17 protein-coding genes are annotated in these 24,981 nt (G+C 57.7%); 9 read left to right on the top strand and 8 right to left on the bottom strand.

The features are described from left to right. Position 1: 1 nt before the first annotated feature. The 4 genes from narH to HUU46_09345 form a co-directional block, all read right to left on the bottom strand. Positions 2–1,507 (bottom strand): nitrate reductase subunit beta, encoded by a 1,506-nt coding sequence (gene narH, locus HUU46_09360; GenBank protein ID NUM53836.1) that lies wholly within the window; start codon positions 1,505–1,507, stop codon positions 2–4. A gap of 18 nt (positions 1,508–1,525) precedes the next feature. Next, on the bottom strand, positions 1,526–5,155 hold the full coding sequence (locus HUU46_09355) for a nitrate reductase subunit alpha (protein ID NUM53835.1): 3,630 nt from the start codon (positions 5,153–5,155) through the stop codon (positions 1,526–1,528). Next, positions 5,152–6,048, bottom strand: a complete 897-nt coding sequence (locus tag HUU46_09350) for a hypothetical protein (GenBank protein NUM53834.1) — start codon at positions 6,046–6,048, stop codon at positions 5,152–5,154. Before HUU46_09350 ends, HUU46_09355 begins: the two co-directional genes overlap by 4 nt. A gap of 137 nt (positions 6,049–6,185) precedes the next feature. Beyond that, on the bottom strand, positions 6,186–6,632 hold the full coding sequence (locus HUU46_09345; protein NUM53833.1) for an Rrf2 family transcriptional regulator: 447 nt from the start codon (positions 6,630–6,632) through the stop codon (positions 6,186–6,188). Positions 6,633–6,737: 105 nt separating this feature from the next. On the opposite strand from HUU46_09345, the gene HUU46_09340 reads away from it, so the two are divergent. Beyond that, positions 6,738–7,280, top strand: a complete 543-nt coding sequence (locus HUU46_09340) for a hemerythrin domain-containing protein (protein ID NUM53832.1) — start codon at positions 6,738–6,740, stop codon at positions 7,278–7,280. Between the two features lie 108 nt (positions 7,281–7,388). Here the strand turns inward: HUU46_09340 and HUU46_09335 are convergent, their stop codons facing one another. Together HUU46_09335 and HUU46_09330 are read right to left on the bottom strand one after the other, a co-directional pair. Then, positions 7,389–7,895: an Rrf2 family transcriptional regulator gene (locus tag HUU46_09335; GenBank protein NUM53831.1), complete on the bottom strand. Its 507-nt coding sequence runs from the start codon at positions 7,893–7,895 to the stop codon at positions 7,389–7,391. 205 nt (positions 7,896–8,100) lie between these two features. Continuing rightward, positions 8,101–9,015, bottom strand: a complete 915-nt coding sequence (locus HUU46_09330) for a hypothetical protein (protein NUM53830.1) — start codon at positions 9,013–9,015, stop codon at positions 8,101–8,103. Between the two features lie 274 nt (positions 9,016–9,289). On the opposite strand from HUU46_09330, the gene HUU46_09325 reads away from it, so the two are divergent. Continuing rightward, positions 9,290–9,787 carry a hypothetical protein gene (locus HUU46_09325; GenBank protein NUM53829.1) on the top strand — a complete coding sequence of 166 codons (498 nt, stop codon included), beginning with the start codon at positions 9,290–9,292 and terminating at the stop codon, positions 9,785–9,787. Between the two features lie 555 nt (positions 9,788–10,342). On the opposite strand, the gene HUU46_09320 is transcribed toward HUU46_09325, so the two are convergent. Further along, positions 10,343–12,280: a sigma 54-interacting transcriptional regulator gene (locus HUU46_09320; protein ID NUM53828.1), complete on the bottom strand. Its 1,938-nt coding sequence runs from the start codon at positions 12,278–12,280 to the stop codon at positions 10,343–10,345. Further along, positions 12,181–14,514, bottom strand: coding sequence for a protein kinase (locus HUU46_09315; protein NUM53827.1), 2,334 nt, complete (start codon positions 14,512–14,514; stop codon positions 12,181–12,183). Before HUU46_09315 ends, HUU46_09320 begins: the two co-directional genes overlap by 100 nt. Before the next feature lie 769 nt (positions 14,515–15,283). Here HUU46_09315 and HUU46_09310 point away from each other — a divergent pair. The 7 genes from HUU46_09310 to HUU46_09280 all read left to right on the top strand — a co-directional run bounded on the left by HUU46_09310 (position 15,284) and on the right by HUU46_09280 (position 24,975). Beyond that, positions 15,284–16,618, top strand: coding sequence for a hypothetical protein (locus HUU46_09310; GenBank protein ID NUM53826.1), 1,335 nt, complete (start codon positions 15,284–15,286; stop codon positions 16,616–16,618). A gap of 48 nt (positions 16,619–16,666) precedes the next feature. Beyond that, entirely contained in the window at positions 16,667–17,122 is a 456-nt protein-coding gene (locus tag HUU46_09305; GenBank protein ID NUM53825.1) for a hypothetical protein, read from the top strand. A 59-nt stretch (positions 17,123–17,181) separates the two neighbouring features. Continuing rightward, the gene (locus HUU46_09300; GenBank protein NUM53824.1) at positions 17,182–18,318 is read left to right on the top strand and encodes a hypothetical protein; all 1,137 of its coding nucleotides are present in this window, start codon (positions 17,182–17,184) and stop codon (positions 18,316–18,318) included. A 629-nt stretch (positions 18,319–18,947) separates the two neighbouring features. Then, positions 18,948–19,406 (top strand): hypothetical protein, encoded by a 459-nt coding sequence (locus HUU46_09295; GenBank protein ID NUM53823.1) that lies wholly within the window; start codon positions 18,948–18,950, stop codon positions 19,404–19,406. 463 nt (positions 19,407–19,869) lie between these two features. Then, the gene (locus HUU46_09290) at positions 19,870–20,940 is read left to right on the top strand and encodes an IPT/TIG domain-containing protein (protein NUM53822.1); all 1,071 of its coding nucleotides are present in this window, start codon (positions 19,870–19,872) and stop codon (positions 20,938–20,940) included. A gap of 185 nt (positions 20,941–21,125) precedes the next feature. Next, positions 21,126–22,505 carry a sulfatase gene (locus HUU46_09285; GenBank protein ID NUM53821.1) on the top strand — a complete coding sequence of 460 codons (1,380 nt, stop codon included), beginning with the start codon at positions 21,126–21,128 and terminating at the stop codon, positions 22,503–22,505. A gap of 166 nt (positions 22,506–22,671) precedes the next feature. Beyond that, positions 22,672–24,975 carry a glycosyltransferase family 39 protein gene (locus tag HUU46_09280; GenBank protein ID NUM53820.1) on the top strand — a complete coding sequence of 768 codons (2,304 nt, stop codon included), beginning with the start codon at positions 22,672–22,674 and terminating at the stop codon, positions 24,973–24,975. Positions 24,976–24,981: the final 6 nt, after the last annotated feature.

The following is a 24,981-nucleotide window of genomic DNA, read 5'->3' as shown; positions in this document are numbered from 1 at the left end:
GTCAGGCCCCCCGCCGCGGCGGTTGCGTGGCGCCGAACCCGCAGGCGCCCTTGCAGAATTCCGGCGAGCATCCGTTGTTCCCCATGCCCTCGATGGCTTCCTCGCGCTGGATGGGCGGCATTACGTAGCGGTTCTCCATATTGCCCAGCGCGGTCATGCGGTAGATGGCTTCCGCCGTTTCCGGCGTGACGTGCGCCTCGCGCAGCACGCGCTTCACTTTTTCCGGGTCCACGTCGTCGACTTCCTGCGCGCGTTTGAAGTAACGCACTGCCATCTGTTTCTTCATGACCAGTCGAACGATTTCCTCGTTGCCCGCGGCAAACAACGCGGCCAGGTACCGCATTGGCAGGCGCGCCTTATCGAGATGAGAAAAGAACTCATCGGCGTCGTGTTCGTAGATGCCGTCGCCCATGCGCCCGGAGATCGGTAACAGGGGCGGCACGTAGTAGAGCATCGGCATGGTGCGGAACTCGGGGTGCAGCGGCAACGCGAGTTCCCATTCCTTTACGTACTTGTACACTGGCGAGCGCCGCGCCACCGCGACGAAAATGTCGCTGACGCCCGACTCCGCCGCGCCGCGAACGACTTCGGGATCGTTCGGATCGAGGATTACGCTTCGTTGCGCCTCGACGAGCGAATGCTCCGGCGCCTTCATCGCTTCTTCGATGCGGTCGGCGTCATACAGCAGCACGCCCATATACCGGATGCGGCCCACGCATGCATGGAAACATGCGGGTGGCTGGCCGGTCTCGACGCGCGGGTAGCACAGGATGCACTTTTCCGATTTGCCGGTCTGCCAGTTGTAGTACATCTTTTTGTAGGGGCAGGCCGACACACACGCTCGCCAGCCGCGGCATTTGTCCTGATTGACCAGCACGATGCCGTCTTCGCCGCGTTTGTAGAGCGCGCCGGAAGGGCAGGACGCCACGCAGCTTGGATTCGCGCAGTGGTTGCAGATGCGCGGCAGGTACATCATCGAGATGTTCTCGATCTCGAACAGCATGCGCCGCTCATCTTCCGTGAGGTGGCGCAGGTTCGGATCGTTTTCGGCGTAGACCGGCGAGCCGCTGAGGTCGTCGTCCCAGTTCGGTCCGGCTTCGATGTCGATGACCTCGCCGGTGATCTGCGAAACGGGGACGGCCGTCGGTTGGTCGTCGCCCGCCTCGGCGTCGAAGAGGTCCTGGTACTTGTATGTCCAGGGCTCGTAGTAGTCGTCGAGACCCGGCTGGTTGGGATTGTAGAACAGTTTCAGAAAACTGCTGACCTTGTTCTGGCACCGTAGTTTCAGTTCGCGGTTTGCAGTGAGTTCCCAACCGCCCTTGTAGTTGAGCTGGTCCTCCCACAGCGTGGGGTAGCCGGTGCCCGGTTTCGTCTCGACATTGTTCCACCACATGTATTCGGCGCCGGGCCGGTCGGTCCAGACGTTCTTACATGCGACGCTGCATGTGTGACACCCGATGCATTTATCGAGGTGGAACACCATCGCAACGTGTGCGCGTACGTCCATGAAAAACGGGCTCCTTTCCTACCACTCGGGCTTTGCGATGCGGCGGACGACCACGTAGGTGTCCCGGTTGACGCCGGTGGGTCCCCAGTAGTTGAACGCATAGGTGAATTGTCCGTAGCCGCCGATCATGAACAGCGGTTTCAGGCGCGCGCGGGTCAGGCTGTTGTGCGCGCCCGCGCGTTTATTGCCGCGGCCTGGCGCCTTCGGCACGCCGACGGTGCGCTCGGTCGCGTGGTAAATGAAACAGATGCCGCGCGGGATGCGCGCGCTGACGCACGCGCGCGTTACGACGACTCCGTGGTCGTTCGTAATTTCGACCCAGTCGTTGTCCTGAATGCCGAGCAGGCCGGCGTCGTCATCGTTCATCCAGAACGGCTCGATGCCGCGCGAAAGCGTTTCCATGCGCAACGTGTCGCCGTAGGTGGAGTGGATGTGCCACTTCCCGTGGGGGGTGAGGTAATTGAGGACGAGCGATCCGTGATCGGACTTCGTGTGTTCGAGGTCGCGCGTGGTGTGACGGTCGGCGCGTGGCTTGAACGTCGGCAAGTGCTCGCCGAACGCGCGGTACGCCTCGTGGTCGAGGTAGAAATGCTGCCGCCCGCTCAGCGTGCGCCATGGCACGAGCCCTTCGATGTTTTGTGTGTACGCTGCGTACGTGCGGCCGTCGTTCACATCGCCGCTCCAATACGGCGTCGTCAGGAACCGGCGCGGTTCGGTGCAGATGTCTTTGAACGACATGCGCACGGCGCGCGTGTGCTCGGCAGCGTGCGTGTGGTCGATGCCGGTCTTCACCGCCTCGGCGGCGTAGGCGCGATACGCGCATTCGCCGTTCGTCTCTGCCGCGAACGCGAGAATGGCGTCGCACACGCTGCGGTCCTCGAACAAGGACGGATAGCTCTTTCCGCCCCATTCCTCGACGGGATGCGTGAGCATGTATTCGTCGTAGAGGTCGGCGACGCTGTAGATCGTCCCGTGCATGCCAATTCCCTTGTCGCGGAAATTCGGGCCGAGGCTGATGAACTTCTGATAGACCTTTGTGTAATCGCGCTCGACAATCGCGAGGTTCGGCATGGTCTTTCCCGGAATGGGTTCGCACTCGCCCTTCGCCCAGTCCTTGATTGACGGCTGCGCGACCTCGGCGGGTGTGTCGTGCGCAAGCGGCGTGGCCACGAGATCCTTAACCGGTTTCGGCAGATATCGTTTCGCCAGTTCTGTTGTGTGGTGCGCGATCTCGCGGAAAATCTGCCAGTCGCTCTTGGACTCCCAGCACGGCGGGACGGCTGCCTGCAGGGGATGAATGAACGAGTGCATGTCCGTCGAGTTGAGGTCGTCCTTTTCGTAATACGTGGCGGTCGGCAGCACGATGTCGGAGTACAGCGCCGACGTGTCCATGCGGAAGTTCAGATCGACGACGAGGTCCATCTTCCCGAGCTCGAGTTTGTCGTGCCAGGTGACTTCCTTCACGTGTTCCTCGGCGACTTCCGTCGCGATGCTGTTGTGGTGCGTGCCCAGATAGTGCTTCAGGAAATACTCGTGCCCTTTTGCGGAGGCTTGCAGCGCATTTCCGCGCCAGATGTACCACACGCGCGGCCAGCACTCGGGCGCGTCGGGGTCTTCTGACGCGAATTTGAGCGAGCGGTCTTTCAAGCGCTGCACAACATGCTTGACGATCTCCTCGTTCGTCTTTGCACCCGCGGCCTCGGCGTCTCGAACGACGTCGAAGTTGCTGCGCGTGAACTGCGGGAAAAACGGCAGCCAGCCGCAACGGACGGCGAGCGCCTGCTTGTCGATCGTGTGGCCCGACGCCATGCGGTGTTTTTCGTCGCCGACGACGCAGATTTCGTTGAACGGCATGTCGTAGCGCCACTGATCGGAGTGGACGTAGTGGAACGACGGAGAATTCTGGTGGCGCGGCGGACCGGCCCAGTCCGCGCCGAATGCAATGGGCGCCCATGATGCCTGCGGCGCGAGTTTCTCCTGGCCCACGTAGTGGTTCCAGCCGCCTCCGTTGCGGCCGACGCAGCCCGTGAGCATCAGCGTGGTGATGCAGGCGCGGTAGATCAGGTTGTTATGGTACCAGTGGTTGACGCCCGCGCCGATGATGATCATGCACTTGCCCTGCGTGCGCTCGGCGGTTTTCGCCCATTGCCGCGCGAAGTTCGTCACGACCGACGCCTTGATCCCCGTGAACTGCTCCTGCCAAGCGGGTGTGTAGGGTTGCGCGTCGTCTTCATAACTCGTGGGCCATTCGCCGGGCTGGCCATTGCTCACGCCATGCTGCGCGAGCATCAAGTCGAACGCCGTCGTCACCCACACCGGGCCATTTACGGTGTCGATTTTCCGCGCGGGCACGCTACGGCGGACGGGCTTGTCATTTGTCGATTGCGAGAAATCCCAGAACTCGACGGTTACGCTTTCGCCGCGGCCTTTGAGCGAGAGCAGTGGATTGATTTGCGCGCCGGTCTTGTCATCTTCAAGCTTGAGGTTCCAGTGCCCTTTCTCTTTCTGCCACCGGTGGCCGACGGTGCCTTTCGGCATTTTGAGTTCGTCCGTGTCCTCGTCGACCACAAACATCTTCCATTTGGCGAGGTCTTCGTCTTTGGTCGCGGCCATCTGCGACGCGCGGAGGTATGCGCCGGCTTTGTACGCTCCGTTTCCTGCGTCTTGGAGTTGCACGACAAACGGCGCGTCGGTGTATTTCTTGAGATAGTCCGTGAAATAGTCGACTCTACGTTCGACGAAGCATTCCTTGAGGATGACGTGGTTGACCGCCATCCAGAACGCGCCGTCCTGGCCTTGATGAATTGGAATCCATTCATCGGCGACCTTCGAGGTCTGGCTGAAGTCGGGCGAGAACACGACCACCTTTGCGCCATTGTGCCGTGCTTCGACGAGGAAGTGCGCGTCGGGCGTGCGCGTCATGAGCACGTTCGAACCGACCGTGGCGATGAATTTCGAGTGGAACCAGTCCGCGCTCTCGGCGACGTCGGTCTGTTCGCCCCAGATTTCCGGAGAGGCGGGTGGCAGGTCGCAGTACCAGTCGTAAAACGACATAGACACGCCGCCCATCAATTGCAGGAACCGCGCGCCGGCCGCGTAGCTGATCATCGACATTGCGGGAATGGGAGAAAAGCCGATCAGGCGGTCGGAGCCGTGATTAATCACGGTATAGATATTCGCCGCCGAGATAATCTCTTTCGCATCCTGCCACGAGGCGCGGCGGAGTCCGCCTTTGCCGCGGGCGGTGTGGTATTTCTTGCGCGACGCCTGATCGGTGACGATCGACTTCCACGCCGCGACGGGATCATTTGGGTATTTGCGCTTTGCCGCGTACCAGAGATCCAGCAGCGCGCCGCGAATATACGGATACTTCACGCGCAGCGGGCTGTAGATATACCAGGAGTATGAGATGCCGCGCTGGCAGCCGCGCGGCTCGTACGGCGCGACGCTGCGATCGAATACGGGGTAATCGAGCGCCTGCATTTCCCACGTAACGATGCCCTGCTTCACGTAGATGTTCCAACTGCATCCGCCCGTGCAGTTGACGCCGTGCGTGCTGCGGACGATTTTGTCGAACGCCCACCGATTGCGGTAGAACTCTTCCCACGACCGCTGTTTCGGCGCGAACAAATCCTTAATCCAACTCATGAACGGCTTCTCCTCATGGCGTTGCGTACAAGCGTCTTTCGCACGCCACGGTTGCGCTTGCGGAAATGCTGGGTCAGGCCGATCACCGAGACCACCGCGCCCACGGTGCCGATGGCGTGCAACGGCGGGACCCGCGCGGGCTCGCCCACCTGTTTGCCCGCCGTCTCGAGATACTTGACGAGGTGGATCGTCTCCTGCTTTGTGATCGCCTTGTCCGCGTAGGCCGCCTTCATAAGGGGGAAAGTCACGCCTTCGATCGCACTGCCCAGCGGGACTTCGCCCATCTTCGCGAAACTGCCCGTGAGGTCGGACGCGAGATTTCCGCCACGCCCGCCCACCGCATGACACGACGCGCACGACAGGCCGCGGTTCGATAGCGGCATGCGTCCGAAGAAGATCGCCTCGCCCGCTTCCGCGTTGGCCGGCGCCAGCTTCGCCAGCTCCTTCAATGAAATCCGCTTCCGCTCGTCCGCGAGACGCCCGGCCGCATCCGGCGCTTGCAGCAGTTCAGTGAGCAGCGCTACGTCCTCCGGCTTCAACGGACCAACATTCTTCTCCATGCGCTGAATCGCGGGATCGACGTTTTGCCGCGGCCACGTCTGCACCGGACGCAAATCCGGGCCCGAAAGCTGGCCGCCGCCAATCGTGTGGCAGCCCGCGCATTTCAACATGTACATCTGCGCCGCCGGATCGGACTTCTCGGGTTCCGGAGGGGCGGAGGGTGGCTCTGGCGGCGGCGCTGCAGCGGCCGGCTCGGGCGCGATCGCCTGCGACGGTACCGCCGTTTGGTCCGGCGTCGGGGGGAGCGGGGCGCTTGTGGGCTCTTGTGCTGCCGCGACGAGGATGCACAGAATCCAGCCGGAAACCAAAACGCTCGCACGCATGCGGTTCACTTCCCCCTCCTCGCGGATCCCCCGATCCGGCCGGTTAAAGTGGACTGTGAAGTCCAATTTATTCTGGATATTAATATCCACATTTTCCCGGGCATTGTCAACCCCCTGCCTGTATCCTCGGTACGCATGGCCCTCTCCTACACCGAATCGAGGTGGGTTCGGCGTTTCCTGCGGCGCGTGCTGTCCGCCAGCTCCCGCAGCGTGCGCCGTCCCAGTTGGGCCGTCAACCGCTGCTTCGCGCGCGCCCAGGTGTCGTGAAGCGGGCACGGGTGCTTCGACCCGCACGCAGGAAACCCCAGCACGCAATGGTCGAATGTGGTGTCCCCTTCGACGGCTTCGATTACATCCAATAATGTGATCTCGCTCGCAGGGCGCGTCAACACGTACCCCCCGTGGGGCCCGCGCACCGCCCGCAGGAAGCCCCCTTGCACCAGCGCCTGCAAGACTTTCCGCGTAAACGATTCCGGAATGTCCGTCTTCTCGCATACGTCCTTCGCGCGAAAACGCCCGTCTTCGCTTTGTGACGCGGCGTAGGTCAGCGCGCGCAACGCGTACTCGCACCCCTTGGAATACAGTTTGAACACGGCGACCCCATTAATGGACTTTTCTATCCACAATATGGCATACTGCCGTCCAGATGTCAACGGCCGCGATCGTGTGCAACGAAACGCCGCCGGGAGGAGGACGATATGAGAGCAGCGGATGTGCTCATCGAAGAACACGAAGTAATCATGAAGGTCGTGCGCGCTGCGACGGCCGAGGCAAACCGAATACGGGCGACCGGAAAGGCGGACACCAGGCTTATTCGCAAAATGACGGAGTTCTTTCGCGATTTCGTGGATTCATGCCATCATGGCAAAGAGGAGCAGGATTACTTCCCCCGGCTCGAAGCCCGCGGAATCCCGCGGCTCATGGGTCCAATCGGGTGCATGCTCACCGAACACGGCATTGGACGCGACGAGGTCTCCGCGATTGCGCGAGCGCTGGCCGCTGTCGAGCAGGGCGATTCGGATGCCGCGCCCGAACTGGCTCGGCACCTGCAAGCCTACTCCGACCTGCTAACCGCACATATCCGGAAGGAAAACGAAGTACTCTTTATTCTGGGGGAATCCGTATTGACCGCCGAAGATCAGTCGGACCTGCTCTATAACTTCAAGATCACCGGGCAGGAATCGATTGGAAATGCCAAGTACGCGCGGTATCAGGATTGGGCCAAACAACTGAGTTCCTGACGGTCAGACCCAATCGCCGGAGCGGCGCGGTTGGCGGCGCCAACTCTTACGCCCTGCCGTCCGAATCCCATCGGGAGAGCCGTCCGTAGTAAAAGCGCGTTAACAGCGCTACGGCCTCAGCAACACGCCGCGACTCCGCGGCACTGCCCGCTTTGACGGCTTGCGCTTTCGTTCCGCCCGCTTTCCGCTCGCGGCCTGTTGCTTCAGCGCAATTACCGCAATATCCGCGAGCGACTTCGCGGCGAGGTCCTTCAACAGTTTGGTTTTCGCGTCAGCCCACATTCGATGAATCGGACAGGGGTTAACGCCTCCGCATTCGGGAAGTCCCATTACACAGTGGTCAAACGTGTCCCGCCCCTCAACGGCCTTGATTACGTCAAGCAGAGAAATCTTCTCGGCGCTTCGAGCAAGGGTATAGCCGCCGCCAGGTCCCCGGTGCGCATTGAGAAACCCGCCCTGGACAAGCGCCTGAAGTATCTTCCGCGTGAACGGTTCCGGAATCCCGGTGCGGTGACAAACATCCTTCGGCTGGAAACGCGCGCCCTCCCGTTCGAGATGCGCGTACGAAAGGGCCCACAATGCGTGCTGGCATCCTTTCGAGTACAACTTGAACATGATCCCCCTCCCCCGCGTTCGCCTTGACCGCTCGTCCTCCGTGCGCGGCGAGCCCGTTACTGCAAGTCAGTTCCGGTCAGTTATGGCGCAAACCAGCGTATTCTTCGCGATTATCGTGCTTATGGCGCGGCCTGTCAAAGTCCCGATTATTTCCGGTTGTACCACTCTTGAAATATTTGGCCCTCCAAGTCCCCGGCGGGCCGTGTCAAACCTCCGGATGAAATCGCCTAACACAGTCCGGGCACACGCCATGGCTAAATTCCGCGTCGGAATGCATACTGATATACACCTCGAGTTGCTTCCACACACCCGAATCGTCCCGAATTTTCTTGCAGTACCCGCAAATCGGAATTATTCCCTGAAGCGTCTTGATCTCCTTGAGCGCATGTTCCAGGTCGGAGGCGGTCTGGCGCAGTTTTTCGTCCGAAGACTTCCGTTCTGCGATCTCGGACTCCAACGCCGCGTTAACGTCCTTGAAAACCATCGCCAAGAGGCCGAGACCTGTGCTCGGCGATAGCAGAATGAAATCCAGCAGCGTCAGGGTAGTAAATAAGTTTGGGCTGAAAAGGTCGGGCCCGGTCCTGGTGCCCAGCACGGCGAACGCTCGCACCATCATGATAGCGCCGTGAAGCGCGAAGAGCACGGCGACCGCAACCTGCGGGACCCGCGCCCCCGGTTTGATGCGCAGCAGGAGCTTCGCCGTACACGTGAAACCGAGACCACCCAGAACAATCGACACCACTATGATGCGCGACACAATGGACGGCTGAATGAACGTGTAGTACGCGAGCAGGCCGATTGTGGGGAGAACAATGAGCGCAAGCACGGGCTTGGAGTCCGAGTATCCGAGAAATCGATCAATCCCGACGACAAAGCATGACCCGCCCAGGACGACAAGACTGTTCGCAAGTACAATCGAGGCGAAGTCCGGCCAGGTACCGCGTGTCCAAAGGAGCGCATAGCCCACGCCCGCGACTAGGTAGCCTGCGGACCAGATGCCAAGGCCCGAGTGCTTGCGTATCGTTCCGACGGCGACCCCGAGGCCCGCGCCGAGACACAGTGCCGTGAGCGCGCACACGACGGTCAGCGAGCGAATATCGAGGGAGTAGTTCAGGAACATCCCGTGCCTCCTTTTCCCTCAATTCGGCGTCCTGTAATGCCGGCCCCGACTCGGTCCCGGTTTTCCCGGGGGTAAAAGTATTCGGACTGCATCGCCCCCGGGCGCCCGATGCCTCACGTGCAGCCGCCCGTGTAGCTAAGGTACCATCGGTTCGTGACACATTGCATACTGCGACGCGCGGGGCAGTTCCGAATTCATCGAAATCGCCTTGAATGCGGGGGAAAGCAGTTAGCGCGTGTCCTATGACGGGGGCCTTCATCGCGGGGAAGAAGATATGAGACGCAAGAAACCGTTCGTTGCGCGCATCAACCAGGTGAAAATAACGAGGGACGGCGAGACCGCTATCGTCGAGTACAGGGACGAGAGCACGTCCAGCGTCAATCTCCATATCGGCCCCGAACTGCCGGAAACATCCGATCAGGACGTTCTCGACTCGCTCAACGACATGATTCGTGCGCAACAGCAGAAGCCCGCGCCGTGCGACTATGTCGCAGTGGAAATCCCGGAAGGCAGCCCGCAAATCGAGTTCTGCGCCCAGCGCCGGCATTGGGTGCCGCGCGGCGACGTATTGCGATGCGTAGTGAACGATGGCGGGCTTGACGGAGAAGCGACCGTATACATTGACGAGCGCGAACTTTCCCTGCACGACTTTGGACGAATTCTGGCAACGCGCGCAGGTTTCGGCATGCGCATTACATTCGTTCCCGATGACCGGCTGACCGAGACCCCGAATATCGAAGTACGCGATCCGGCAAAATCCGAGACCCGATGAATGCACGCGATCCGCGGACTTCCAGCCCGGACAAAAGGAAGAACCTCAAACTCGCGGACACGCGAACGACCCATTAAAAACAAAGCGATTCGTCACCGTAGAGGGGTTAGCAAATGGTGGGCGGCGAGGGATTCGAACCCCCGACCCCCTGCGTGTAAAGCACTAAAAGTGGTTTTGTCGGTTACTGCCACAGATGGTAAACCCGTGCCACTTCAGCGACTTGCTATTGCCTTAAACTGTATTCAAACGCACAAACTGCCGCGTTCTTAAAAGAAATTATACACCATCCGCTACACCCCAGCCATTTGGCTTCAGGACAAGTGTTCTGCATTGGGCGTAGTCGATTGGATTGCATTGTGGATGTTGGGGCGGCACCATCATTCTTCGATATCGTCAAGTTCACCCATGCCTTTATTCTTTTGATTATTCCTACTGCTTCATGCCACTTTGATTTGCGAGTGATTGTAGTGCCCTTGTTTCCATGCCGGATCGTATTTGTCTACGCGTCGGCGCGCTGTTTCTTGAGGCACACCTAACTTTAAGAGGCACGAACCACTACTTTGGTTGGCGCGCCTTAATTCCGTGGCGTGAAAGTCGGTAATAGAGCGTGCTGCGAGAGATCCCGAGGGCGCGCGCGACATCCACAACCCTGTTGTTGTGGCGCTGCAGCATCGCGACGAGGTGCTGACGTTCTAAGTCTTCCAGCGTTGCGTTCTCGCGATGAATCGGTCCGATAGGCGCAGCATCTTCAATCAGGATATTCTCGGCGTCAACGTATGGGCCGCGCGACAAGTCGCAGGCGCGCTCTACAACGTTGCGCAGTTCGCGCACGTTTCCGGGCCAGGCATACGCCGCCAGTTTTTCCAATGCTGCGTCTGCGAATCCCGTCGGATGGCTGGCTGAATGCAGCGCGGCTGTTCTTAGAAAATGCGCGGCGAGCACCCGTATGTCATCCCTACGTTCCCGCAATGGTTTGATGCGCAGAACGATCCCGGCGAGGCGATGGTAGAGATCGTTCCGGAAATAGCGTTGTTCGGGGTCCGGGAGAGGCCGGTTTGTTGCGCAAACAACGCGAACATCTACTTTCAATTCCCGTTCAGCGCCCACTGGTCTAAACGTGCCGGTTTCCACCGCGCGCAACAGGTGCGCCTGATTGGCAAGACTCAGTTCCGCGATCTCGTCTAGAAAAAGCGTACCGCCCTGGGCCAGTTCAAATAGCCCCTTTCTCCGCCTAATTGCGCCCGTGAACGCACCGCGTTCATGGCCAAACATTTCACTCTCGAATAGTTCGGGGGCAATGGCGGCGCAGTTCACCACGATATACGGACCGGAACATCGAGCGCTGTGGTCATGAAGCATGCGCGCCGCTAACTCTTTGCCTACTCCGGTTTCACCCTGTAATATCACATGTACCCGCGTCGCGGCGGCCCGGCGGATTTCGCCTTGAAGCGCGCGCATCTCACGGCTGTCCCCCAAAAGTTGAACAGACGTATATGGTTCTTCCGACTTTGCATTCATGTCACGCTGCATTTGCTCGAACCGTTCCGCCGCGCGGATCAATGGGGCGCAGCAATCCGCTACCGCTACGAGATACTGCAGGTCTGCCGGCGTGAACTCCCCTAGCGAACGCGGACGGCCGACAACAAGTGCGCCAATACTCTCTCCGCCGTGCAGCAACGGTGCTGCGATAAGCCAGCGCCCCTCCGTATTATCGGCCCCCTCAATCATGAGGCCTGCTGACATTGCGCACGCCTCACGCATAACGCCAAACGGCGCGGTACGTGTTTGCTCCGCCGTTACGGGCGGAAGGAGAATCAAGACGCCATCCGCCTGCATGCGCAGTCCGATCCAAACGCTCTCTGCGCGGAACCGGTCCGTCAAATGGTTTACCAGTTGCGCTATCAATGCGTCGAGTGACGTGGCCCTGCCCAGTGCGCGCACGATACCAACCAGTGAATGCAGATCTTCGACCAAGGTTGCGTCGTGTGTATACCTATTCGCATCGAACGAGGACTGCAAATGGACAATATCGTCTAATGACTGAGTCGTCCGGGTGTCCATTGCGAATGGGGCCAATGCAGTATCCGCTGCCGGGTTTTGGTCTATCACCAGCGAAATCCCGCAGAATGAAATAACATCGCCAGGCGTGAGTACCGCATTGTTGCATGCGTTACCATTCACCATCGTCGGATTACGCTCACTAATAGTTCGCAGCCGGACGCTTGAGCCTTCGCGCGCAATCTCGCATTGCACGCGCGATACATGCGAGTCGTCAACTCGAATGTGGCAACCCATTGAGCGGCCGACAAGCGTCAATGGCTCCGTCAATGACCAAGACATTCCGGGCATTGGGCCTGTCGTCATGCGTAGGCAGTAGCGATTGCCAGCACAGGTCATGGCGTGACCGCCTCGATGGCGAGAGGAACGACGGTTGTCTCGGGATAACCGGCCAGCGCTATCTCCGGTACGTCGAATCCGGGCGAAAGCTTGCACACCGTTATCCCATATGTGGCGGTCTTTGCCAGGAATAATCCCTCTCCGCGGTCAGTCCACTGGAGCATATGCGGTTCGGACCCTGTCGGGCCAGGGTACAGGTCTGCTACAAGTTCCGTAATCCATCGTTCTTCGTCCCGATGCGTGCGCCACAGCTCTTCTCCATGTTCGGGATCTTTTGCGGAGAAAAACAGGTACGGACCACGCGCGACCATGTTATAGGGCTCACCGGATTCCGGGCCGGGCATCAGATCGCAGACGCGCTCCGTTCCGGCAGCTGTGCCGTTTGTCACCCAAAGCTCCCGGCCACACGCGTCATCCTTTGCCCGAAAGAACACATACTCGCCCAACGGAACAAAAGAATTAGGGTCGCTGTCAGCTCGCCCGGGATTGATGTCCTTTATGAGCCCCGTCCCGCCTGCCGATCCGTCGCTTAACCACAATTCGATTCCTACTTCGTCGGTCTGCGCGCGGAACAGCACTTGATCGTTCCAGCTACCAAACTCCGAGGGATACGAACCATCGGGTCCTGGTTGCAGGTCGGCGATCATACCCAGCACTCTATTCTTTGCGTCGTATGTCCATAACTCGTACCCGTGATCGTTGTCAGTATTGGCCATGAACACCTTCCCATTGGCCGTCCCGCGCGGTGCCGTGTCTTCGCCCACATCGCCAATTTCACGAAGCGTATTATCGGAGAAGTCATATTTAAACAACACACAGCCGCGAATTGCGTCGGGAATGGCCACCACGTACACATTGTCCAGCACGCCGTACACGCGCGGGCGCATTGGTATGGATCCTTCCACACCTGGGTTAAGGTCCCTCACCAGCGCGGTCTGTTGTTCGCTTATGCCGGTCGTGCACCACAATTCTCGCCCCTCCATCAAAGTGGTCGCATAAAAAAGCACCATCGTCCGTGCGCTCGCTACTGGCACCGGTTCGCTACCCATGGGACCCGGCAGTATGTCTTTGATCATCATGATCGAATAACTACTCCCGTCAGGAGAAATCCCGTACCAAAGTTCTTCGCCCGTCTCCGGTGTCGTCGCGGCAAAGACAAAACCGCCGTGGGGACGCGCCATCAAATTGCGTGGATTACTCGAACCGGAACCGGGCACAATATCCGCCACCAACCTGCACTCACCGCCCTGTGCCACATCCGCAACCCACAACTCGCGCCCGTGTTCGCCGTCGTCTGCTGCAAAGTACCCACAATCGCCTATTACAAGCAGGTTGGACGATTTTGGGTCCCTTGTAGTAGGCGTGATCGAACCGCTGCCTGACTGCAGGCCGGCGCTCCTGGGCCAAGCGATCCCCGCAACTGTAGCCGCCATGAGGAGGATCGCTAACATGACAGATACGACAAACGTCGAGCGACGTGATCGATCTGCACCTTTCACTGATGGATCGGGCCCGATACAGGTCAACGGTTGTGTATCCCAGGCATCACCGCTTGAGCGGTGTTCGGGTGTGTCGCGCAACACGGCGAGCGCCACTTTCGCACTCGCAGGCCGCAATTCAGGATCGCGGGCCATAAGTTGCGAAACGAGGCGGGAGAAGGCGCCCGAAACATCGGGCCGAATTGTGGACAGCGGCTGCGGCATAGAGGTCAGAATCTGTTTCATCAGCGCCATGCGGGTCTGGCCACTGAATGCGGGCCCGCCCGTTACCGCTTCATACACCAGAACACCAGCCGCGTACAGGTCCCAGCGAAGCGAAACGTCGCTCCCTTCCCAGGCTTCTGGCGGACAGTACTGTGGTGTGCCCCACAAGGGCGCGGACAACGCGCCCGACTGCGTTCCAGCCATGTCCGCACCATAGAGCGCGCGGGCAATTCCGAAGTCGGTCAGCACTGCATGCCCGTCCTGCGTGACCAGTACGTTTCCGGGCTTCAAATCGCAATGAATGACGCCCTGCGCGTGGCACGCCGCTAGCGCCTCAAGTAATTGTCGCAGGAGATTCGCCGTATGTGTGGGCGAGAGCGATCCGGACTGAAGCAACACGTTCAATGGTGTGCCATCAATGAACTGCATCTCGATGACCGTACGCCCGTCCAGGTTGTCCACACGGTACACGCGCACTACGTTGGGATGCTCGATTCGCGCCGCCCGTTTTGCCTCGTTCTCGAACCGCAGCGCGATAGAAGGATCTTGGAGCAGGTGCGGATGTACGGTCTTTATCGCAACGCGGCGCTCCAGACGCGTGTCCCACGCCTCATGAACAACGCCCATCCCGCCGCTTCCAATTATGCGAACGATCTCGTAGGGCGACCTCTCATCCCCTCTGTCATTTACTTCACTCATGCTCCACTTACCCGCACGCTTCTCACCAGGGCGAGATATTGGAATCGATCAAACCACGCGAACCTCGCCCCGGCCACGTCCCGTGCCCCGCCTCAATCATCGCTGCACCCGACGATACTTCACAAATGCCGCCTAGAAAATTGGACTTTATTATCCATTAATATAGCAATTGAGACACAGACAAGCAAGCCAGCCGCCCGCAAGAATCGCGGTGCGTCCATGTTTTTGGGATTCGTCGTTCAAGATTCTGGAATTTCGGACGTATTATTCGGCCTTCCTCCGAGGGTCACGCTAAATCCGTTCGTCCACAAGTGATTGACTTCTGGTTGATTGCTTAACCGTAACTCATCGCCGCGTCGAATTGGCCCAACTCTTGCGTGTAAGCAAATGTGGTGTGCCATAGAACGCCCTCGCTGCATGCGATAACGGATTATTCCAAACTTGGAGTAAAGGCATCATGTATTGGTCGTGCCCCTACAGGCACCGATTTCGGCTCGGACTTGCCATTGTTACCACATGGATCTGCGCGACATGGGCAGGAGGCGAGTCCAATTCTGATGTAACGGAGAGTCTAGCACTCGCGCCCCAGCCGAATTCTATACAAGTTACTTTGCGCCCGCCTGCGGTCGTCGATTTGGGCGGGCAATGGAGCGTAGATGGTGGCACGTGGCACGACAGTGGGGACACGGAATCGGGATTGGCCGTTGGCAACCATACGGTCTCCTTCAAGGCCATTACCGGTAGCTGGAACCATTCCGGCACATGGCAAACTCCCGCACCCAAAATCGTTACCGTAAATGAAGGGCAAGACTTGGCTTGCGCATTCGAGTGGGGATTCGTCCAACCGAGCGGCGTGTACGAAGTCATCCTTGGACCTCAGGGCGCAGTATCGGCAGGGGCGCAGTGGCGGCTTGATAACGGCACATGGCTGAACTCCGGCAATACCACAATCGTCCCATACAACCCGGATCCTTTCGGCTACAAAATCGAGGCAAAGGCAATAGCCGGCTGGATCACGCCATTCCCAAGTTACTCGATATTCACGTCTGAACCTCGCGAAGGATACCAGTTCATTACATACGAACCGGACTCGCGCGGCCTCAGTGTGACTCTTTTTCCCGAGGAAGCCAATGTGGCCGGTGCCCAATGGGCCGTCGATGGTGGCGAATGGCAGAATAGCGGTTCTACGGTATACGACTTACCGATCGGCATTCATTACCTCTCGTTCAAGCCTATCGCTGGCTGGACAGCGCCGAACACTCATGGTGTTGCTATTAGCGGAGCAGTCCCCATCCAACGTTATGCCGAGACCTATTCGCCGAGCGACTACGATGTGGGAACACTCTGGGTAAGCGTCGAGATGCAGGGATTCGTAAACCAAATCGTAACGACTGGACAATGGCGGGTCGACAACGGTACATGGCGATCAGAGACCCTTGGTGGCATTCCAGCAGGCGAACATACGCTCCAATTCAGTACGGTCTGGGGTTGGGTAACGCCAGAAAGCCAGCCTGTAACTATCGACGCAAACGGCCTGAGTCCAGCGTACGCCACGTACACTCAAGCCGGGCAGCTCCGTGTCACAATCTCGCCTCAGGAGGCAATTGTCGCTGGCGCAAAATGGCGTAGACAAGGGACCGCGGAGTGGCTCAACAGTGGCGATTCTGAGGGCAGCCTTCCTCCCGGAGCTTACACCGTGGAGTTTCTGCCTATAACCGATTGGACAACCCCGCAGGCAGTCGATGTCGATCTAAGCGCAGGGCAATTGACGCAGGAAGACGGTACATACCAGCGTCAGGCCGGGCAAGTAGCAGTAGCAATAAAGCCCAAGGCCGCCCGGAAAGTCGGTGCGCGCTGGCGCATTGATGACGGAGCATGGAGAAAAGGCAGCGCAACCAAGTTCTACGATGTGCCGGTCGGCTCGCACATGATCGACTTCAAGACAATAACGGGATGGTCTAGACCGGCCAGCATTCCAATCAATGTCGAGGAGGGTGGGTCGATCTCCAAGAATGGTAAATACACCAATTGACCTTGGGTTACATCGGTGTAGAAAACTTAAGGGAAGGAGTACGGCGACGTGCGCAACAAGTTTCAATATGAGATCGCGCTACTGGTGGCGACAATCCTAGTTTCGGGCTGCCCGATTTGGATCGATCTGGGGCCAGATGAATTGCTGACCGCCGCCGATATTCCGGGAACGTGGTATCAAAACTTTAACTGGTGCTGCGACAATTCGTGGGCCGGAGAAGCCTATATTACCTTCTATGAGGGTGGCGGTCTCAGCAACAACGAAATCAGCTTGGATTACTGCAGCAAATTGGACGATGCTCCATCCGAATACGAGCCCGCAGGCGTAGCAAAATCCGGATGGAGCTTCTACGAAAACGAAAATGGTGATTCTGTATTCGAGTTCACCTTGGGGGGGACGACATACCGGTGCGTCCAGCCGTACAAGGACGCAACACTAAATGGGTCCATGTGGGTAACAAACGATGTTACCGAGAATGGCTGCTTCAAACTTACAAAGCAATAAAGGCGACATTTCGTATTCGTGTGTTCACTCAAGAATCGTCGTGTACGAGGGATTGACCAATGACATCTCGCTCCTTCTTCTTTTTCACCGCCGTCTTCGGATGTTGCATTGCCGCGTTGGCAACCCCATCGCGCGAGCAAGTCGAAGGTAACGTACAAGCAAATCCGTACTCCGGACCGGCAACGAACGGATTCTATGTGAGAGGAAACGACGGAAACATCACTTTTGTGCCAAATGGCGATCCCTCCAAGTATGCCGTGCTGTATTGGTACGTCGAGGTATGGACCCACGACAATTCCAAGCATTGGGGTTCTATTTCAGGAAAGACCATCGGCGACGTCATGGAGCGGCTGCAGTATTCACGCGACCTTATGGTCCAATCTGACCGCTGGAGCAAGGGCTATCATTCGAACAATTGCTATCACAACGTTAAGGGACCGATCGCATTTCTCAACTGGGTACCTGACGAGAAACAACCGGAAAAGCCGACGAGTAAGCCCGGTTCGACTTCACCCGGCACACCTCGGAGCGGCGCATCCCGGAACGTGAGCGGCGATCCGTTTAACGAGGCGGCGCGCGTCGTGCATGGTGAAGCCATCTCCAAAGCGACCGAAGAGGTGTTGAGTCAAGTCCAACAGGGCTTGGGCCAGTTTGCATCCTGGTACATGATGAACAAGTCCATCCTCGACGGACGCAGTTTGCGCGATCCTGTAGATGTACCTAACGAGGTAGGCGCGAATGTCAGTTCGTACCTCAGCCAGCTTGCGGAGAACGCACAACTCGCGCACAAGCTTCAGATGAACCTGCAGCAAGCGCACTCGAAAGCCGTTGACAATATCACGCGCAAACTGCTTGACGATTTGAAGTCAAAGGCGCCGCGCCTTGGGCGGGCCTTCGAGACAATGTGGAACGGCTGGGACAAGGCGTTCCCGAAGGGTCAAGTCCCACAGGCGAAGCCGAGCCAGCCGATGCAAGCGCAACAACCCAAGAAGAAAGAGAATAAGGCCGACGTCGAAGCGCGAATCGCGACGATGAAACAACAGGCGGATGCGATGATTGAACAGAACTTCATAACTAACGGTCCCAAAATCTTAAGTCTTTGGAAAGAAATCGCCTCGCTCTATAGGCAGATCGGAAACGAAGAATTGGCGCAGGGATACGAAAAAGCAATCCGAGACGCACAGCAGAGTCTGTGATGGACGGCATCTTAAACGCACAAACGACGGCACGTTTTCGTCCGCGTGTCCTGGTCCGCCGTGACATTAACGGGTTCACGAGTTCGCGGCCGAGAGCAAGATCGAAACTTTCCTTATTTCTGGTCGCGCTGTGTCTGTGTTCGGGTTGTCCCATGTCGAACGCGCCGCTGGGGGTGTCGGAGACGGTACACGACTTCGGCGATTCGGAATGCGTTTGGACGTTTTATGTTTACAATGCTGGCGCGAATTGGGGTGGGTTTCGCGTTTCGAGCGATGTGCCGTGGGCACAAGTGGTTACTCATCGCGGAATCGTGACGCCCAATGGTCATACACCGGTCTTGGTACGTCTCGATCGATCCTCTATTGGCAAATCGGATTTCAGGGGTACGCTAACGGTATCGTACGGGGACGACGCCCCGTTTGGAGACTTTGTCGAGATCTACGCTACCGACGGCGAACCTTACCATGTGCGACTACGCGAGTTCTGGCCGTTCGACGTCGGTTACGAGTGGACATATGCATCACGATCCGAGGACATCGGTGGCCCTGCTGGCGACACTACTTTAATCGAAACATCGCGATACTCAGTCACGGGCCACACAAGGCGATTGGGCTTCGATGTCTGGACGATGAAATATGAGGATGTACTCGCAAAGTCTTCGACAACGCTATTCGCCGTCTTCCTCGATGAGTACCCCGTGTTCTTCAAGGACCCGGACACGCTGCGCCTTCTTCCGAACCAAGAGGCGTTTCTCGATGCGGTTCTTACGGACGACATAACCGAGTACTGGCTGAAAGGTATTTTCGAACCTGACGAACTGGGCGTGTACACAAATTCCACACGCTACACGACGCTCGCCTTGAGCGAGATTACCCCGATGCGCTACGTGTACGTGGCGGGTAAACTTCGCGCCAAAGATTTTCCCGCGCCGCGCTCTACTCCGTGCCTTGCGCTGCGCGACGATCCGTATACGCATCCAAGGCAACGCCCGCAGTACTTCGCCATTCTCGGTCAGGGAATCGGCCCGCTGATGGATCCCTTCGGCGGCAGCGGCATATTGCAATCCTACGGAAACTTGGCCCGCTGATTGCAGGCCCCCCACGCGCGCAAATCGCAAGTACCGCGGCATGCGGACGTCAGGCGACAACAACATTTGTTCAAGTTGTGTCTTGATTCCCGCCGTTGTGGGCACGGCGTGACGATCTCGCGCTGGGTCGGTTCGAGAAAAAAACTCGCTTAATCACAGCAATCGATGACTTCATTCGCCACATGAAAATCAAGACACGTCCAATCTTTTGGGATTTTCCGTTCAAGATTCTGGAGTTTTGAACACTTCATTAGGATTGTGCGCGACTTGTGGTTGCGGTTTCTCGCACTCGCAAGTGTCTGTATAAAAATGGTTTGCGCACCAATAAATATTGTTGCCTCAACTTGGCGCAGATGTTGCTTAAAAGACGACCGAATCGGGGAACCTGCGGGCCGGTCCCATCACGTGTGTGGAATGGGTGCGACGATACGAGCCGCTATCAACAGAGGGAGGATAAGTCAATATGGGGGATCGTCTTTTGGGTAAAGCCATTTTGGCCTATGTTTTTTTGTTTGGAATTGTCTTGGCGCAGTCTGCTGGCGCCGTATCGGTGGTGGTCGTGACTCCCAACACTGGATCGGAAGTTGGCGGCACGAGTGTCACAATAATCGGCCTTGGATTTGACGAAAGCGGCACGACCAACGTGTATTTTGGCGCCGCCCCAGCGACAAACGTCACCGTCCTACCCAATGCAACCTACTATTCCGGAGACGAAACGATGATCACGTGCGAGACGCCTCCCGGGACGGGCGGTTCAGTTGTGGATGTGACCGTCGTCAACCCCGACATGCAAAGCCACGCTAAAATCGGCGCATTCACCTATCTCGAACCGACGGTCACCGCAGTATCCCCGAACGTGGGTGGCGCTTGCGGGGGTACGCCAGTTGCCATCGCCGGGACTAATTTTCATTCCGGTATTCAGATTCTCTTCAACGGCACGCCAGCGCAGCAGGTTCAAGTGCACACGTCAAGTAGCATAACCTGTCTTACGCCTTATCAAGGCGTGGACGGTCCGACGTGCGTAACCGCCACCGCCCCCGATGGCGCCACTTCGACAAACTGCAGTGTGTTCGAATATGGGACTTGCGATCAGACCGAGCAACTTCCTGTAGATCCAATTGACGGCGGACACTATCTTCCCCCTGGCGAGCGCCTGAGACTACGTGCGACGGTAGAGGCCCCGCGTCAGATGAAGTTTTGGACGAGATCGGCGGTAATGGGAGTGAGAGGCAAGGCGTATCCGCTAGTCCCTCTGGACGGTACCGTTTTGAGCAACGGTGGTAACGTCTCGGGTGCAGACACTGCTGAACTGATCATCGACCCGGTAACTGAGGGCGACACGGGGTACTATTGGGCGACGATGGAGGATGCGTCCGGAGACCAAATAATGACCGAGCCCTACCAGGTTCAGGTCATTGAGTCAGCCCCATCCGCATCGTCGCGAGGTCTGGCGTATTTGGTGGCAATGATTATGGTTGTAGGCTTGGCAACTTTATTGGTGCGGACCTTGGTGAGGACGCAAACCGGACGGTGAGCGGAATGCAGGTTGGATGTCTGCCGCATTACCGCGTCCTGACTTGTCGTAAAGTTCGGAGCGTGGGAGGGAAGAACCGTGCTTCCGCCAGAATAGGGTTGCGTTCGTCGTGGCTGGTGACGGTGGTTGTAGCCGCGTCTGTTGCAGCGCAACACGTGCGGGCGGAACCGTCTGCGAGTGATTCCGTGCAACGACAATTACCTAACATCGTCTTTGTTGTTGTAGATACGCTGCGTGCGGACAAGCTCGACGCCCAGCGCAACGGCGTGCCGATTATGCCGCAGTTGTCTGAGTTCTCGCGCAGCGCATGCCGTTTCGACGCATGTATGACGCAGGAAGTTTGGACCCTGCCTTCGGTTACGTCCCTATTTTCGTCGCTTTACCCGGAGGTGCATGGAATCCGGTATTCAACGGATCCAAACGCCATCTGGAGATCGGACCGTGACAAGCCAACGCGTAATCGGGTGTCGTCACGGATCCCGCTTGCCACCGCTGTGCTCAAGAAGGCAGGTTATTCCATGCTGGCGGTGCAAACGAACTCGCACCTGCGCACAGGGATGGGGCTTGACCGGGACTTTGATGAATACAAGTACATGTGGGCGGCATTGGGCGAAACGGTCACAACGGAGGCTATCCAGCTTGCCGGAAGCGCGAAACCGCCGTATTTTCTGTACTGCCATTATTTCGACCCCCATTCCGTCTATGTGGAACACCCCGACTTTTTTCACAAGTACGGAACTCCCCCAACTATCGATGACCAGGATCGGAGGTTGATTTCAAACTTTGTAGACTACTACATCGACCATTTCTACTCGCATTTGCGGCTCTCAAAGGATCGAAAGTACGCCGAGATTTCGCCCGCTGGACGCGAGCATGTCCGGTATCTATACGATGTCGAGTGCGCGTACGTTGACTTCCACGTAGCACAGCTTATCCAAGTGCTCGACCACATAAGTGGCGGGGAAAACATCGTTGTCGTCACGAGCGACCATGGCGAAGAACTCTGGGATCATGGCGCGCTCGGGCATGGCAAGACAGCGTACAGCGAGCTCGTCAACGTTCCACTACTGCTGCGGATGCCAGGGTTAGGGCCAACTCGGTCGAAAGATCCGATCCAGTTGATCGATGTAATGCCTACACTCTTGGACTATCTGCACATCGAGTCGCCCAGCGAATGGCAAGGGATCAGTGCCTTGCCTAGGCTCACCGACGTCGGCCGGTCGTCGAATGGTCTACCTGCATTCACGAGCGTGGGCGGGACCCAAGCATTCACGGGTCTTAATACGCTTTGCGTAGTGACTGACTACGCAAAGCTGGTCATCGATAATAGTAGTGGCGTAGAGCAGTTATTCGACATCATCGCCGATCCCGGGGAACGTCACAATCTCGCGCAGAGCAGGACCGACTTGCGGGACAAGTTACGTTCGCTAGTCTTGGCACACAGCCGCGAGAACGAGAAGCACTCCAACTTTGGAATGGAACTGGAGACTGCACCGGCGGACCCAGAAATGGTACAGGAACTAAGAGCGCTTGGGTATGTCGGTACGTCGCCTGCCAAGCCATAGTTGAAAACGTCTGTCGGACTATCTCTTGCAACAATGTGAAACTTGATGCGTTATGAAGTGGCCACTTGATCGAACTCCCGTCTCTTGTGAGTCCGACATACTAGATGGTGGGCTCGCTGTGAGCGACGCTATACAAAACGTATCGAGGAGAAGGCACGCCGCAATTGTGGCGATCATACTGCTGGCGGCGCTGATTGTGCGCTGCTATGACTTGGATCGGCTACCGCTGTGGTACGACGAAGTTATTCATCTGGAGTGGTGCCGGACTCTTCCGTTTGGGCTGTTTGCCGGAAAGACCGAGATAGTAGAGCCGTTTTTTTGCATACTTCTTTATCTCATTCAACTTGTTGACACCGCCGACTGGTGGGTACGTCTCCACTCGGTAATCGCGGGTACGCTGACCGTGGTGGTCGGGTATAAGCTCGCGTTGCGAGTTGCTGGACAACGCGCAGCGCTAGTCACGATCGTTCTGCTGTCCGCAACGCCTTTTCTTGTCTACTACAGCAGGGACGCCAAGGAATATGCATTGCTGGCGTTAATTGAAATTGGAGCCGTATATACTGCTATCGCCTATCGCACAGGCCCGCATCGTAACAGTTATCTCGTTGCATACGTCGCGCTGGCCGCTGGGTCGGTGTACACCCATATACTGTCCCCCCTCTGGCTCACGGCGCTAAACGCGACTTGGTTTCTTCTAGGGCCGAGATGGAACGGCGTCGCTCTGCGCTGGTATGCGGCCCAGATCGCCGTATTGATTTTGTCTATCCCGTTTCTTATCGCGGAAATTCGCTTTTTGAGCAATATGGAAGCGAAATTCTTCTGGGCGCCACGACCATCCCTTTCAGGAGTACTGACGAGCGTCCAGAACTTCGTGGTTGGCTATGCGGTCGATGATTGGGTACGTTGGTTAGGAATTGCCATAACGGTAGTAGCCACTCTGCGCGCCGTGATAGGAGACTCTCCGCGGCGACAGGCGTGTCTGTTTCTGCTCGGAACTGCCTTCGGGCAACTGGTTTTGCTCGGCCTCGCATCCACGTTTGGCCGGAATTCCTACTATGTAGATCGATTCATGATTGGGTCCGCGGGTGCGCTAATCGTTGTCGTTGGTATCGGAATTGCCGCAATTCAAAGCAGCGCATGGCGTCGTGCGTCGGGGGTGGCATTATTTACCGCAATGGCAGTCACGCTATATCGCGTATTTGCAAACGACCTCGATCTCGACTGGCTCAAGCATGTAGGCGTGTATCGAACATTCGACACTCGAAGTATGGCACGTGTCTTGGCTGGTTCCGCCAGACAATCTGAACCAGTCTGGCACCTCGACCATCATATGTTGGCTCCCTTGCGATGGTACTCGCAAGATTACCGACACATTCGCGTAGACCTGGGTGGCAGACTGCGTATGGCGGAGGAATATCGCGCGGCTGCGTCGGCGGAAAACCTCTCCTCGCCATATAAGGAAGTTGAAGATGCCGCAAAAGGAGCGCGCCGGATATGGATTGCAATGCCGGGTGCCCCGGACACGTTGCAGGCGGGTACCAAAGGCATTCTCGCATGGGCACGGGCGCGTGCTACCGACGAATCGATTGTTACCTTTGGCGGGCCCAACACGATTTTTCCGGAGTCCACGCTTTGTTGCTTCACGATGGGAACCAGCGCCAATACTTTGCAACTTACGCGCAAAGAGACGGTCATCACCGCTTCGGTACCCGAAGACTCACCGCCAACAGAGGAGCCCGCGCGACTCCGCTTTCTCATACCACCACAGCAAGCAGTAGGCGATCGGAGCAATGACTACGCCGAAGCAATAGTGAACGTGCGGAACAGTTCGGCACATTCACAGACCTTCAATTTCGACGCCGTATCCGATGCACGTATCGCCTACGCGGCCGAGTTTGACCGCGCAGAGGCCGGCCTCTCAAAGTGGATATTGCAGTCGTTCCGCGACAGAGTCGTCTTTCGAATGGGGATGGTCATCACAGTAAATGGATCGGACCATGAAAATGATGCGTTGGTGCGTAGCACGCAACTATCCAAAGGCCGGTATAGGGTCTACGTTGAACGAATTGTAAGCGGTTCGAACTATATCGGGCCGCTCGCGGACATCATATTACGGATTGGGGAGAGCACCCTAAGGGCATCACATACGGTTTCCCGCAATGAGCGTGGTGGCTGGGACTGGGTGGACGCGGGGTCGCTAGACTGGGACGGCAGTCCGGAGGCTATTTTGCAGGTTTGCGCTGTAGATACCGGCAATCGCCCCGAGGGTCGCGCTGCATTTAGTCGCGTACTCTTTGTGCCTTACGAACCGGGTAGGCCGACCGACATGCCCGAACTGCGTACGGTCACGCTTGCGCCCTCTGAGGAACGGACAATTCCTATTCCCAATGCGTTTTGCGAAACGCTTCACATTCAATTGGCGAACTCGAGTTCCAGTGATGTCCTCATCGTGCGCACTCCCAGACCATAGTGGGTT

The sequence above is a fragment of the Candidatus Hydrogenedentota bacterium genome (assembly GCA_013359265.1).
GTDB lineage: Bacteria > Hydrogenedentota > Hydrogenedentia > Hydrogenedentales > SLHB01 > JABWCD01.
The sequence above is the reverse complement of the archived record's forward strand: the minus strand, read 5'-3'. Positions and strand labels throughout refer to the sequence as shown.